The organism is Streptomyces sp. NPDC102462 (assembly GCF_044765425.1).
Taxonomy (GTDB): Bacteria; Actinomycetota; Actinomycetes; order Streptomycetales; family Streptomycetaceae; genus Streptomyces.
The window spans coordinates 38355-50968 of sequence record NZ_JBIWKB010000040.1; the positions used below are offsets into that span (position 1 = coordinate 38355).

General features: G+C 72.5%; 12 protein-coding genes. 8 read left to right on the forward strand and 4 right to left on the reverse strand.

Going from position 1 to position 12614, the window contains the following annotated elements:
• Positions 1–54 precede the first annotated feature (54 nt).
• The 5 genes from ACIRFL_RS29215 to ACIRFL_RS29235 all read left to right on the forward strand — a co-directional run bounded on the left by ACIRFL_RS29215 (position 55) and on the right by ACIRFL_RS29235 (position 4979).
• A complete protein-coding gene (locus ACIRFL_RS29215) occupies positions 55–1140 on the forward strand; it encodes an LLM class flavin-dependent oxidoreductase (RefSeq protein WP_404034204.1) in 1086 nt (361 codons plus the stop codon).
• The gene (locus tag ACIRFL_RS29220; RefSeq protein WP_404034206.1) at positions 1137–1883 is read left to right on the forward strand and encodes an FMN reductase; all 747 of its coding nucleotides are present in this window, start codon (positions 1137–1139) and stop codon (positions 1881–1883) included. The genes ACIRFL_RS29215 and ACIRFL_RS29220 overlap by 4 nt, the downstream gene beginning before the upstream one ends.
• A 151-nt stretch (positions 1884–2034) precedes the next feature.
• Positions 2035–2775, forward strand: coding sequence for a response regulator transcription factor (locus tag ACIRFL_RS29225; protein ID WP_404034208.1), 741 nt, complete (start codon positions 2035–2037; stop codon positions 2773–2775).
• Complete coding sequence (locus ACIRFL_RS29230; RefSeq protein WP_404034210.1) at positions 2776–4260, forward strand: ATP-binding protein; 1485 nt, start codon at positions 2776–2778, stop codon at positions 4258–4260.
• The gene (locus ACIRFL_RS29235) at positions 4257–4979 is read left to right on the forward strand and encodes a GNAT family N-acetyltransferase (protein WP_404034212.1); all 723 of its coding nucleotides are present in this window, start codon (positions 4257–4259) and stop codon (positions 4977–4979) included. The genes ACIRFL_RS29230 and ACIRFL_RS29235 overlap by 4 nt, the downstream gene beginning before the upstream one ends.
• Positions 4980–5035: 56 nt before the next feature.
• Here the strand turns inward: ACIRFL_RS29235 and ACIRFL_RS29240 are convergent, their stop codons facing one another.
• Positions 5036–6844: a phosphatidylglycerol lysyltransferase domain-containing protein gene (locus ACIRFL_RS29240; protein WP_404034214.1), complete on the reverse strand. Its 1809-nt coding sequence runs from the start codon at positions 6842–6844 to the stop codon at positions 5036–5038.
• Between the two features lie 298 nt (positions 6845–7142).
• Positions 7143–7442, reverse strand: a complete 300-nt coding sequence (locus ACIRFL_RS29245) for a hypothetical protein (RefSeq protein ID WP_404034216.1) — start codon at positions 7440–7442, stop codon at positions 7143–7145.
• 94 nt (positions 7443–7536) lie between these two features.
• Here ACIRFL_RS29245 and ACIRFL_RS29250 point away from each other — a divergent pair, with 94 nt between their 5' ends.
• On the forward strand, positions 7537–8367 hold the full coding sequence (locus ACIRFL_RS29250) for a M55 family metallopeptidase (RefSeq protein WP_404034218.1): 831 nt from the start codon (positions 7537–7539) through the stop codon (positions 8365–8367).
• A gap of 29 nt (positions 8368–8396) precedes the next feature.
• On the opposite strand, the gene ACIRFL_RS29255 is transcribed toward ACIRFL_RS29250, so the two are convergent.
• Both ACIRFL_RS29255 and ACIRFL_RS29260 read right to left on the reverse strand, forming a co-directional pair.
• Positions 8397–9290: a phosphorothioated DNA-binding restriction endonuclease gene (locus tag ACIRFL_RS29255; protein ID WP_404034220.1), complete on the reverse strand. Its 894-nt coding sequence runs from the start codon at positions 9288–9290 to the stop codon at positions 8397–8399.
• A 198-nt stretch (positions 9291–9488) separates the two neighbouring features.
• Positions 9489–9926 carry a hypothetical protein gene (locus ACIRFL_RS29260; RefSeq protein WP_003974483.1) on the reverse strand — a complete coding sequence of 146 codons (438 nt, stop codon included), beginning with the start codon at positions 9924–9926 and terminating at the stop codon, positions 9489–9491.
• A 574-nt stretch (positions 9927–10500) separates the two neighbouring features.
• Between ACIRFL_RS29260 and hemL the strand changes: the two genes are divergently transcribed.
• Both hemL and ACIRFL_RS29270 read left to right on the forward strand, forming a co-directional pair.
• Positions 10501–11832 (forward strand): glutamate-1-semialdehyde 2,1-aminomutase, encoded by a 1332-nt coding sequence (gene hemL / locus ACIRFL_RS29265; protein WP_404034222.1) that lies wholly within the window; start codon positions 10501–10503, stop codon positions 11830–11832.
• Entirely contained in the window at positions 11829–12512 is a 684-nt protein-coding gene (locus ACIRFL_RS29270) for a histidine phosphatase family protein (protein ID WP_404034224.1), read from the forward strand. Before hemL ends, ACIRFL_RS29270 begins: the two co-directional genes overlap by 4 nt.
• Positions 12513–12614: the final 102 nt, after the last annotated feature.

Genomic DNA, 12614 nt, shown 5'->3' on the forward strand with positions numbered 1-12614 from the left:
CCGACCGTTCGACGGGTATAGTTGAACCGTAAACAACTTGGAGGGTGAGCGACCATGCAGTTCGGGATCTTCAGCGTCGGCGACGTCACGCCGGACCCCACCACGGGCCGTACGCCGACGGAGCGCGAGCGCATCAAGGCCATGGTCGCCATCGCGCTGAAGGCCGAGGAGGTCGGCCTTGACGTCTTCGCGACCGGTGAGCACCACAACCCGCCGTTCGTGCCGTCCTCGCCGACCACGATGCTCGGCTACATCGCCGCGCGCACCGAGCGGCTGATCCTGTCCACGTCCACCACCCTGATCACCACCAACGACCCGGTGAAGATCGCGGAGGACTTCGCGATGCTCCAGCACCTGGCCGACGGCCGGGTCGACCTGATGATGGGCCGCGGCAACACCGGACCGGTCTACCCCTGGTTCGGCCAGGACATCCGCGAGGGCATCAACCTGACCATCGAGAACTACGCCCTGCTGCACCGGCTGTGGCGCGAGGACGTGGTGAACTGGGAGGGCAAGTTCCGCACCCCGCTCCAGGGCTTCACCGCCACGCCCCGCCCGCTGGACGGCGTGCCGCCGTTCGTCTGGCACGGCTCCATCCGCTCCCCGGAGATCGCCGAGCAGGCCGCCTACTACGGCGACGGCTTCTTCCACAACAACATCTTCTGGCCGGCCGACCACACCAAGCGGATGGTCGAGCTGTACCGGACCCGGTACGCGCACTACGGGCACGGCACGCCCGAGCAGGCGATCGTCGGGCTCGGCGGCCAGGTGTTCATGCGGAAGAACTCGCAGGACGCGGTGCGCGAGTTCCGCCCCTACTTCGACAACGCGCCGGTCTACGGGCACGGCCCCTCCCTGGAGGACTTCACCGACCAGACCCCGCTGACCGTCGGCTCCCCGCAGCAGGTCATCGAGAAGACGCTGTCCTTCCGCGAGTACGCCGGCGACTACCAGCGCCAGCTGTTCCTGATGGACCACGCGGGACTGCCGCTGAAGACGGTGCTCGAACAGCTCGACCTGCTCGGCGAGGAGGTCGTACCGGTGCTGCGCGAGGAGTTCGCCAAGGGCCGCCCGGCCGGCGTGCCCGAGGCCCCCACCCACGCGTCCCTGCTCGCCGCCCAGGAGGTGGCCGCCGTATGAAGCTCGTCGTCGTCTCGGCGGGACTGAGCGTCCCGTCCTCCACCCGGCTGCTCGCCGACCGGCTGGCCGCGGCCACCGGCCGGCACGCCCCGGCCGACGTCCAGGTCGTCGAGGTGCGCGAACTCGCCGTGGAGATCGCGCACAACCTCACCAACGGCTTCCCGGGCCGTGCCCTGTCCGCCGCGCAGGACGCGGTCGCGCGGGCGGACGGGCTGGTCGTCGTCACCCCGGTGTTCACGGCCTCCTACAGCGGTCTGTTCAAGTCCTTCTTCGACGTGCTCGACAAGGACGCGCTGGCCGGCAAGCCGGTGCTGATCGCCGCGACCGGCGGTACGGCCCGGCACTCCCTGGTCCTGGAGCACGCCCTGCGTCCGCTCTTCTCCTACCTCAGGGCGGTGGTCGTACCCACCGCCGTGTACGCCGCCTCGGAGGACTGGGGCGCGCCGGGGCTGGCGGAGCGGATCGACCGGGCGGCGGCGGAGCTGGCCACGCTGATGACCGGCCTGACGGCGAGCGACGGGGCCGAGGCGGGCGCGGGGAACGAGGGTGGCGCCGGGGCTGAGGCGGGTGCCGGAAACGGGGCAGTCACCGGAGACGGAGCGGCCACCGGGAGCGGAGCAGGCGTCGGGAGCGAGGCCGGCGCCACGGGTGGCGCGGGTGTCGGCAGCCGGGTGGGGGACGCGGCGGACGTCCCGCGAGTGGTGCCCTTCGAGGAGCAGTTGGCGCGGCTCGGCGCCGCCTGACGGCCGTTCGGCGGCACATCGCGGCCGACGGTGAGAAGACGGTGGGCCCCGGCCTCCGGTTGCGTCCGGGACGGTGAGAGCCAGGTAAAAAGGGTGATCGTAGACCCGTTCGACACGGTCGAACCGCCGGTGGCCTTGGCAGACTGGGGTCGTGCCCCAGACTGTACTGCTCGCCGAAGACGACCGCGCCATCCGTCACGCCCTGGAGCGTGCCCTGACCCTGGAGGGCTATGAGGTGACGGCGGTCGCCGACGGGGTGGAGGCGCTGGCGCATGCCCACCGCACGCCGCCGGACATCCTCCTCCTCGACGTGATGATGCCGGGCATCGACGGGCTCCAGGTGTGCCGGGTGCTGCGCGCCGAGGGCGACCGCACCCCGATCCTCATGCTCACCGCACTGGTCGAGACCGCCGACCGGATCGCCGGCCTCGACGCCGGAGCCGACGACTACGTCGTCAAGCCGTTCGACGTCGAGGAGGTCTTCGCCCGGCTGCGCGCCCTGCTGCGCCGTACCACCCCGGTGACCGCGGGCGGCAACGGCGGCGGGAACGGCGGCGGCACCGACCCGGTCCGCGACACCCAGGTCAACGACCGCCAGGTGGAGGCCGCCGGGCTGCGCATGGACCTCCAGGCGCGCCGGGCCTGGCGCGGCAAGCGGGAGCTGGAGCTGACCCGCACCGAGTTCGAACTGCTGGAGCTCCTGGTCCGCAACGCCGGCATCGTGCTCGACCACTCCACCATCTACGACCGCATCTGGGGCTACGACTTCGGACCCGGCTCCAAGAACCTCGCCGTCTACGTCGGCTACCTGCGCCGCAAGCTCGACGAGCCCGGCGCACCCCAGCTGATCCACACCGTGCGGGGCGTGGGTTACGTGCTGCGGGAGGACTGAGTGGGCCGCCTGCGGCGGCTGCCGGCCCTGCGCAGGCCCAAGCTGGTCTCGCTGCGCACCACCTTCGCCGTGTCCTTCGCGGCCGTCACCGCCGCCGTCACGATCCTCGTCGGCATCCTGTCCTACGGTGCCGCGGCCCGGCTGGTCCGGGTGGACCAGCAGTCCGTGTTCACCCAGGTCGTGCAGGACGTGCAGGCCGAGGTGCGGCAGCAGGAGATGGTCCCCGGCGACTTCAGCTCCACCCGGCCGGGACACGACGTGGTACGGCCCAGCCGCACCGACGTCCAAGTGCTCGGCCCCCAGGGGCAGATCGCCGACCACGGCAGCCCCGGCCTGCCCGTCACCGCCAAGGACCGGGCGGTCGCCACCGCCAAGGAGGCCGGGACGACCGTCCAGTACACGGACGTCCGGGTCGGCGAGGACCTGTTCCGGATCGCCACCGTCGCGCTCGGCGACGGACGGGGCGCGGTGCAGGTCGCGCAGGAGTTCAGCGACACCGAGGACCTGCTGCGGGCGCTCCAGCGGCGCACGCTGATCCTGATGGCCGCCGTCGTGGTCGCCGCCGGACTGTTCGGCTGGTGGCTGGCCCGCCGCATCACCCGGCGCCTGGTCCTGCTCACCACCGCCGCCGAGGACGTCGCCCGCACCCGCCGGCTGGGCATCGAGGTACCCGTCGCCGGTCTCGACGAAGTGGGGCGCCTGGGCCGGGCGTTCGACCGCATGCTGGGGCGCCTCGCCCAGTCGGAGGAGGACCAGCGCCGACTGGTCCAGGACGCGGGCCACGAACTGCGCACCCCGCTCACCTCCCTGCGGACCAACATCTCCCTGCTGCGCCGCATCGACGAGCTGCCGCCCGCCACCCGCGACGAACTCGTCGCCGATCTCACCCAGGAAGCACGCGAGTTGACGGACCTCGTCAACGAACTCGTCGACCTGGCCGCCGGGCAGTCCGACACCGAGCCGCCGCAGCCGGTCGACCTCGCGGACATCGCCGAGGACGTCGTGGGTCTCGCGCGCCGCCGCACCGGCCGGGACATCGTGCTGCGGGCCGCCGGGGACACCACCACCCACGGGCGGCCCGCCATGCTCCAGCGCGCGATCTCCAACCTGGTCGAGAACGCCACCAAGTTCGACCGGGACGGCGGATCGCCCATCGAGGTACGGGTCACCGGGCCGGCGCTCCCTAAGGGCCACGGCTTCGCCCGTGCGGGGGCCGGTACCACCGGACCGGTCCGCGTCGAAGTGCTCGACCGCGGGCCGGGCATCGCCGACGGCGACCTGATCCGCATCTTCGACCGCTTCTACCGCGCCGCCGACGCCCGCTCCCTGCCCGGCTCCGGTCTCGGTCTGTCCATCGTGCGGGAGGTGGCCATGGCGCACGGGGGCGCGCCGTTCGCCCTGCGCCGCGAGGGCGGCGGCTCGGTGATCGGGTTCACGGTGGGCGGGGGACTCACGGGGGGCCCGGCGCACGGGGGACACCCGTGAGCGCACAGGACGGACACCTCCTCTGGGCCGAACAGCGCCGGGAGGGCGACGGCCCGGGGCCGGGCGTGCGGATCTTCCGGCACGGTTCGGCGACAGCGGTCGCAGGCCCCGGACTGTCCGGACGGGACCGGCTCGCGGTGGCGGGCGACCCGCAGGACGCGCTGCCCCTGGTCCGTCGCGCGCTGCGGGAGGTCGGGCCGACGTACCGGCCGTTCGGGGACGCCCGGCTGATCGACGCGCTGGTACGCGGCACACCCGGGCTGGTGTCCGGCGGCGCCGGTTTCCTGTGGATGGAGACGGCGACGGCGCCCGGCCCGCCCTGCGGCGTGCACTGGCTGGACCACGACGGCGAACGGGCGGCGGCCGCGCTGTTCGACCGGTGCTTCCCCGACTCGTACGCACAGCCGGGACGGCCCGGGGTGCGGCGGTGGGCCGGGGCGCGCGCGGGTGAGGGCGACGGCGCGGCGGGGGTCGTCGCCGTCGCCGCGGATGCCTGGTCGGCGGCCGGCTGCGGCTTCATGGCCGGGGTCGTGACCCATCCGCGGGCCCGTGGCCGGGGGCCGGCCGCGGCCGTGTCGGCGTTCGTCGTCGATGCGCTCGTACGACGTCACGGCCGCGCCGCGCTCATGGTGGACGCGGACAACAAGCCCGCGATCGCCGTGTACGAACGGGTCGGAATGCGCGGGCGGCTGTTCGGCGCGGCGGCCGTGCGGCGGTGACCGGCCCGCCCCCGCACCGGGGGCGGCGAACGGCTCCGCCTGGCTGCTCGGGGTGCTCAGGGCGCCGGGGGCGAGGCGGGCCTGGGACCGGTGGTGCGTTGGCGTCGGGGAAGGGACGGTAGGGCGGGCGGGGTGAGGAAGCCCTCCGCGCGGGCGCTGGCCAGCCCGATGCGCGGGATGTCGCTGCTCTTGGCGAACAGCAGGAACCGGGGCTCCCACACCGGCCGGTACTTGGCGTTCGCCCGGTACAGGGACTCGATCTGCCACCAGCGCGAGAAGAACGTGAGCACCGACCGCCATAGCCGCAGCACCGGGCCCGCGCCCAGCCGGGAGCCCCGTTCGAAGACGGAACGGAACATCGCGAAGTTCAGCGACACCCGCCGCACACCCAACTCCTCGGCACGCAGCAGCAGTTCCACGACCATGTACTCCATCAGCCCGTTCTCGCACGCCCGGTCCCGGCGCATCAGGTCCAGGGACAGGCCGTGCTCGCCCCAGGGGACGAAGCTGAGCAGGGCCCGCGGTTCACCGGCCGCGTCCCGGCACTCCAGCATCACGCAGCGCCCGTCGGCATGGTCGCCGAGGCGGCCGAGCGCCATCGAGAAGCCGCGCTCGGTGGCGCCGTCGCGCCAGTGGTCGGCGCGCTCGACCAGCAGCGCCATCTCGGACTCGGGGATGTCCGCGTGGCGCCGCACCCGCACCGTGTACCCGGCCCGCCGGACCCGGTTGTGCGCCTGCCGGACGACGCGCATCGCCCGACCCTCCAGCGTGAAGTCGGCGAGTTCCACGACGGCTTCGTCGCCGAGTTCCAGGGCGTCGAGGCCGTGCCGGGCGTAGACCGTGCCGGCCTCCTCGCTCGCACCCATCACCGCGGGCGTCCAGGCGTGCCGGCGCGCCTCGGCGAGCCAGGCGTCGATGGCCCCGGGCCATGCCTCCGGGTCGCCGATCGGGTCCCCGGAGGCCAGGCTCACGCCGCCCACCACGCGATAGGCGACGGCCGCCTTGCCGCTCGGGGAGAAGAGGGCCGACTTGTCGCGGCGCAGCGCGAAGTAGCCGAGGGAGTCGCGTTCGCCGTGCAGGTCCAGCAGCGCCCGCAGCCGCTCCTCGTCCCGCGCGCCCAGCAGCGCCTGCCCGCGCGGGGCGCGGAAGCAGGCGTACAGGACGAGCAGGAACGTCGCGGCGATCAGGGTGTTGACGATGACGTCGACCCAGCGGGGCGCGTTCACCGAGTCGATCCGGTCGGCGAGCGGGCCGACGCTGACGCCGCGCAGCAGGGTGTACGCGATCCGGTCCTGGAGGTCCGCTCCGGGCCGGGTGTTCGTCGCGCTCACCAGCAGCGTGCCGAGGGTGCCGCTGACCAGGATGCCGCCCGCGCCGACGGCCAGCGCGAGCCGCGGGTTGGAGCGGTCGCCGACGGCGTCGAACTCGCGCCGGCCGGCCAGCAGCGCGGCCACGAACAGGCCGGTGAGCGCGGCGGAGAGCCAGTTGAACAGATGCCTGCCGTAGGTGTCGGTGGTCAGCGCGAGCGCGTACAGACAGCACAGGGGGCCGGCCAGGAGCAGGTTGAAGACCCAGGCCGCGCGTTTGCGACGGCGCATCACCACCGCGAGGAACAGCGCGAGCGCAGCCGAGACCAGGCCCGCGGTGGCCAGGTACGGCGTGAAGAACTCGCCCGCGTTGTGCTCGTGCACCTCCTCGCGGAACGGCAGCGACACCACCGCGACGATGTTGAGCACGGCGAGCAGCCGCAGATACCAGACGGTCGCCCCGGCGGCCCGCGCCCGCAGCCGGGCGGGCACGGCGATCCGGCGGCGGCTCGGCCGAACGGGGAGCGGGGAAGTCAGCGTCGACTGCTGTGCGGACATGGTGACCGGACACCTTGGGGACGGGGGTGGGGGCGCCCTCGACCCTACAGTGCGTAGGGTAAGAGGCGGGTGAGCGGTGCGTCAGGATCCGTCGCACCTTCGCCTTACGTCTGAGCAGGTCCAGTGGATCTGCTGCGGTTCGGCAGCGCCCCGAAGGGGCGCGGGGCTGTATCGATATGCGGCTCCGCCGCGATGGGGGTCCCCCCTGTTCGAGCGAAGCCGAGAACTTGGGGGAACGACCAGCCACAACGGCGCCGCAGACGACAGACGGCATATCGCGGCATGTCCAGCGCAGCGCCTACGTGTCCGTGCCGCGGCGTGCCGCCGTCAGATGCCAGGCCAGGTTGCCCGCCGCGGCCCCGGCCGCCACCACGGCGACGATCACGCCCGCGGTGGCCAGCCCGTCGCTGAACAGGTGCGGCCGTCGCTCCAGGCTGTGCAGCCCGAAGCCGCACAGCTCGTACACCCCCACGGCGGCGACGGCGAGGCTCACGACGAGCAGGGCGACGGTGGGCACAAGACCGCCCGCCGCCCGCACGCCGGGCCCGTGCCTCTGTGCCCCCTGTGTGTTCACGTCCGCGTTCGTGCCCTGCATCATGCCCCCGTGGAACGAGTCGTACGGCCCTTGGACAGCTGGGAACCTACATCACGTAGGGTCGATGGGGCCTAGGCCCTGACCTAGGCTTGGCTCCGTGCGGATCTATCTGAGCGTCGACATGGAGGGCATCACCGGGCTCGTCGACCGCGACGACGTCCAGCCCGGTGGCCGGGACTACGAACGCGGCCGGTCGATGATGGCCGAGGACGTCAACGCCGCCGTACGCGGCGCCCTCGCGGCCGGCGCCACCGACGTCCTGGTCAACGACGCCCACGGTCCCATGCGCAATCTGCTGCCCGAGGCGCTGCACCCGGCGGCCCGCCTGGTCCGGGGCAGGCCGAAGCAGATGGGCATGCTGGAAGGGCTCACCGCTGGGCACGACGCGATGATCTGCGTCGGCTACCACTCCCGGGCGGGCGCCCTCGGCGTACTGAGCCACAGCTTCATGGGACACGAGATCGAGGACATCTGGCTGGACGGCAGCCCCGTGGGCGAGATCGGCCTGGCCCAGGCCACCGCCGCGGCCCTCGGTGTCCCCGTGGCCGTACTCACCGGGGACGACGCGGCCTGCGCCGAGGCCACGGCGTGGGACGACCGGATCGCCACGGTCCCCGTGAAGTACGCGCACGACCGCTTCTCGGCGGAACTGCGCCCCGCGGCGGAGGCCCGGCAGGCGATCGAGGACACGGTCGCCGCGGCGCTCACGCCCGCGCCGCCGCGCCCGCCCGCCGCCACGGACGATGTCACCCTCACGGTCCGCTGGCAGTCCTCCTCGGTGGCCGCCACCCTGCCGGGCATCCCCGGAGTCACCACCAGCGACAGCCGCACCGTCCAGGCTCGCGGCCAACTACCCGCGCTATACCGCCAGTTCGGCATCTGGATGCGGGTGGCGTCGTCGATGACCAACCAACCACCGTACTGCTGAGCCGAGTTACCGCGGCGGGGCTGCCGCGGTCAGGCGCCCGTGGCGGGGCGCGGGGCGCCGTGGAAGACCTGGCGGGTGTGCCAGTGGCGGTGGGCCGCCGCGACGGTACGCGCGCCGGGCTGCGGGCCGACGAGTGGGCGGCCCGCGAGGGCTATGACCTGCTCGCGGGCGCTGGGGCTGTGGCCGACGAAGCGCTGTGAGACCAGGATGCGTTGATCGTCTCCCACACCGAGGACGCCCTTGTCGAAGAGCTTGTGGTGCAGCGAGCACAGGCACAGCCCGTTCTCGATCTCGTCGGGCCCGCCGAACGCCCACCAGCGCACATGGGCGGCCTCCAGCCCGACCGGCACCGCGCCGATCCTGCCGTCGTATCCGCAGAACGCGCACCGGTACTCATAGGCGGTCAGTACCAACTCCCGCATCCGCCGGTCCCGTTGCCTGCGCGCCGTCGAGAGCCGCTGCGGCTCCGCCGGCTCCAGCTCCAGGCCGACGGCTTCGCACAACTCGGCGTGGAGGGAGGGCGGGAAGTGCAGGTCGAGCAGCAACCGTGCGATGTTTCCCAGCAGTTGGGGTTCGCGTCGCAGCGCCGCTCTCAACTCCGGCGCGAGCCGCCCGGTGGCACCCGTTTCCCGTAGCTCCCGCACCCCGCTTCCGGGGCTGCCGGGCCCGCGATCGGTGCGCACTTCCCAGACGCCGTCGCTGACCAGGTGGTGGAAGGGGTAGGCGGGCGTCGTCCGGTTCGGCGGCCCGTACTCGGCCAGCAGCCGCTGCAGATCCTCCTCCACCGCGCTGTATCGCAGCCCGCCCTCCGCGTCCCCCTGGAACCGGCCGAGGGCGTACAGGAGCAGCAACGGCTTGTGCGGAGCACGCGTCCCACTCCGAGTCCACTGCCTCAGCCCCGCGACCCGCTCCAGCCAGCCCATACCGACAGATCGTAGACGCGCCTGCCCGGGCCGCTCTGTCCAGTGCGCGTGTTTGCCTGCCGGTGACATGTTGTCGCTGCCCGACAAGACCCGCACCCGCACGGCGAGCGGCGCCTATGCGGCAGTGGAAGCCCGGGACGGGAAAGTGGTGGTGGGGGCGGGGTGTTGTAGCCCCGCCCGGTCCGCGGGTGGTCTGGCTCAGGGCCACACAAGGCAGTACGGCTGGTGGCCTGCCTCGTGCAGGCGGTGGCTGAAGTCCTGCCATTCGTGCAGGAGTTGGTACACGTTGAACGCGTCCCGTGGGCCGCCGCGGTCCGGGACCGTGGACCAGATGAACGCCGCCGCGCCCACCGCTTCCTCGCCGATGCCGCGGAGCGGGTCGACCACCGTCATCGGCAGTTTGACCACCGCGTAGTCGGGGTGCAGGACCACCAGTTCGAGCGGCGGCACCTTGTGCAGGGGCACGCCCTCGATGCCGGTCAGCACCATCGCGGCCATCGTCTCCGGCTTGATCTTGGTGAACATGCCGTTCATGCCCAGCTCGTCGCCGCCGAGTTCTTCGGGGCGCATCGAGATCGGGACCCGGGCCGCGGTCGCGCCGTCGGGCGCACCGAAGTATTTGTACGTCACCCCCACCCGACCACCATTTCTGTTCCCCGCCCGGAGGCGGTCGACCCGGCGGTCGGCCCAGCGGTCGGTCCGCCGGTCGGGCCGCTCGGGCTCTCCCGGTACACCCTGTGCCTGACGTGCTTCGGTCGTCTCCTCCGCGTCGCGCCGGTGCCTTCCCCGCCGGGCGCGTCGAGGACCCAGGTCATCAGTCCCCTCGCCCAGTCCGCCACCGCGATGCATATCTCCACCCGACTGCTTTTCTAGGACGCGTGGCCCCCGCCGCGCAACCCGATCATCGTGTCAGTGACCTCCCCCACGGCCGCCCGCCGAAACGTGCGTTGAAACATCAGTCCGCAGGATCTTCGTGGCTGTTGATCACCGTGTGCCGTATGAACTGGTGTCCTTCTGTGGTCTCGCCCTGTGTATCAGGTCGTCTCGGCCCACAGTCTCGCAGATCGCGGGCGTCGGACCACGTGTTTGCGGGAGCCGCGACGGCGGCGGCCTACCCTGAGGAGGTCACTACGCAACCCGGAGTCCGAGAATCGCCGAGAACTTCGGGGAAGGTCGGAGAAGGTCGGAGAGGTCGGAGAAGTCGCAGGTCATGAGTGAATCGTCCCCTTCAGGTGCGCCCTACCCCTATGAAGCGCCCGTCTCGCAGGCACTGTTCGACCGTGCGTCCGCCGTCACCCCGGGCGGCGTGAACTCGCCGGTGCGCGCCTTCCGCGCCGTGGGCGGCACGCCCCGGTTCATGGTGTCCGGATCCGGCCCCTATCTGATCGACGCCGACGGGCGTGAGTACGTCGACCTCGTGTGCTCCTGGGGCCCGATGATCCTCGGGCACTCGCACCCCGAGGTGATCGCCGCCGTACAGGAGGCCGTCGCGCGCGGCACGTCCTTCGGGACGCCCGGGGAGGGCGAGGTGGCCCTCGCCGAGGAGATCGTCGCCCGGGTCGAGCCGGTGGAGCAGGTGCGGCTGGTGTCCAGCGGGACCGAGGCGACCATGTCGGCGATCCGGCTCGCGCGCGGGTTCACCCGGCGGTCCAAGGTGATCAAGTTCGCCGGCTGTTACCACGGTCACGTCGACTCGCTGCTCGCCGCCGCCGGGTCCGGCGTCGCCACCTTCGCGCTGCCCGACACCCCCGGGGTCACCGGCGCCCAGGCCGGCGACACCATCGTGCTGCCGTACAACGACCTGGAGGCCGTGCAGGAAGCCTTCCACCGGCACCCCGGCGAGATCGCCTGCGTGATCACGGAGGCCTCGCCCGGCAACATGGGCGTCGTACCGCCCGAGCCCGGCTTCAACCAGGGACTGAAGGACGCGTGCGCCAAGAACGGCGCCCTGTTCATCTCCGACGAGGTCATGACCGGTTTCCGCACCTGCAGGAGCGGCTGGTACGGGATCGAGGGCGTCAAGCCGGACCTGATGACCTTCGGCAAGGTGATGGGCGGCGGGTTCCCGGCGGCGGCCTTCGGCGGTCGCGGGGACGTCATGGCCCATCTCGCCCCGGCCGGCCCGGTCTACCAGGCGGGCACGCTCTCCGGCAACCCGGTCGCCACCGCCGCGGGCCTCGCCCAGCTGCGGCTGCTGGACGACGCCGCGTACGAGACGGTCGACGCCGTCTCCGCGCAGATCCGCTCCCTCGTCGGCGAGGCGCTGACCAAGGAGGGCGTCGCGCACCAGGTGCAGACCGCCTCCAACATGTTCTCCGTGTTCTTCACCGACCGGCGGGTGCGCGACTACGAGGACGCCAAGCGGCAGGAGTCCTTCCGCTTCACCGCCTTCTTCCACTCGCTGCTGGCGAACGGCGTCTATCTGCCGCCGTCGTCCTTCGAGTCCTGGTTCGTGTCCACGGCCCACGACGAGCGGGCCGTCCAGAAGATCGCCGACGCCCTTCCGGCGGCGGCCCGAGCGGCCGCGGAGGCCACCGCATGAGCACCGGCAAGGACATCACGGTCGTCCATCTGATGCGGCACGGCGAGGTCGCCAACCCGGACGGGGTCCTCTACGGGCGGATGCCCGGCTACCACCTGTCCGACCTCGGGCGGCGGATGGCCGACCGGGTCGCCGAGCACCTGTCGTCCCGCGATGTGACGTACGTCGCGGCGTCCCCGCTGGAGCGGGCGCAGGAGACCGCGACCCCGATCGCCAAGGCGCACGGGCTCGGCCTCGACACCGACGAACGGCTCATCGAGGCCGCGAACGCCTTCCAGGGCAAGACGTTCGGGGTGGGCGACGGGGCGCTGCGCAGGCCGGGCAACTGGAAGCACCTCGTCAACCCGTTCAGGCCGTCCTGGGGTGAGCCGTACATCGACCAGGTGGTCCGGATGAAGGGCGCGCTGGACGCCGCCCGGGACCGGGCGCGCGGGCACGAGGCGGTGCTGGTCAGCCATCAGCTGCCGATCTGGATCGTGCGGTCGTACGTCGAAGGGCGGCGGCTGTGGCACGACCCGCGCAAGCGGCAGTGCACGCTCGCCTCGCTGACGACGTTCACCTACCAGGGGGACCGGATCGTCTCGGTCGGCTACACCGAGCCCGCCCGCGACCTCGTCCCACCCCACCTCCGCGCAGGCGCCAAGCCGACCAAGGGCCAGAGCAAGGCCTACGGCGCCTGAAGCCACATCCCTGCGGGGCCTCAGCACCGAGAGGCCCCCGGGGTTTGCGGCACCTTGCGGGGCCTGAGGGCCCACGGGCTGTGCGGCGTCAGCGTGGGCGCG

Excerpts from the sequence above, each read along its gene's own strand:
- ACIRFL_RS29215 (WP_404034204.1), top strand. The coding sequence starts at position 55 with ATGCAGTTCGGGATCTTCAGCGTCGGCGACGTCACGCCGGACCCCACC.
- hemL (WP_404034222.1), top strand. The coding sequence starts at position 10,501 with ATGAGTGAATCGTCCCCTTCAGGTGCGCCCTACCCCTATGAAGCGCCC.
- ACIRFL_RS29270 (WP_404034224.1), top strand. The coding sequence starts at position 11,829 with ATGAGCACCGGCAAGGACATCACGGTCGTCCATCTGATGCGGCACGGC.
- ACIRFL_RS29220 (WP_404034206.1), top strand. The coding sequence starts at position 1,137 with ATGAAGCTCGTCGTCGTCTCGGCGGGACTGAGCGTCCCGTCCTCCACC.
- ACIRFL_RS29240 (WP_404034214.1), bottom strand. The coding sequence starts at position 6,844 with ATGTCCGCACAGCAGTCGACGCTGACTTCCCCGCTCCCCGTTCGGCCG.
- ACIRFL_RS29245 (WP_404034216.1), bottom strand. The coding sequence starts at position 7,442 with ATGATGCAGGGCACGAACGCGGACGTGAACACACAGGGGGCACAGAGG.
- ACIRFL_RS29255 (WP_404034220.1), bottom strand. The coding sequence starts at position 9,290 with ATGGGCTGGCTGGAGCGGGTCGCGGGGCTGAGGCAGTGGACTCGGAGT.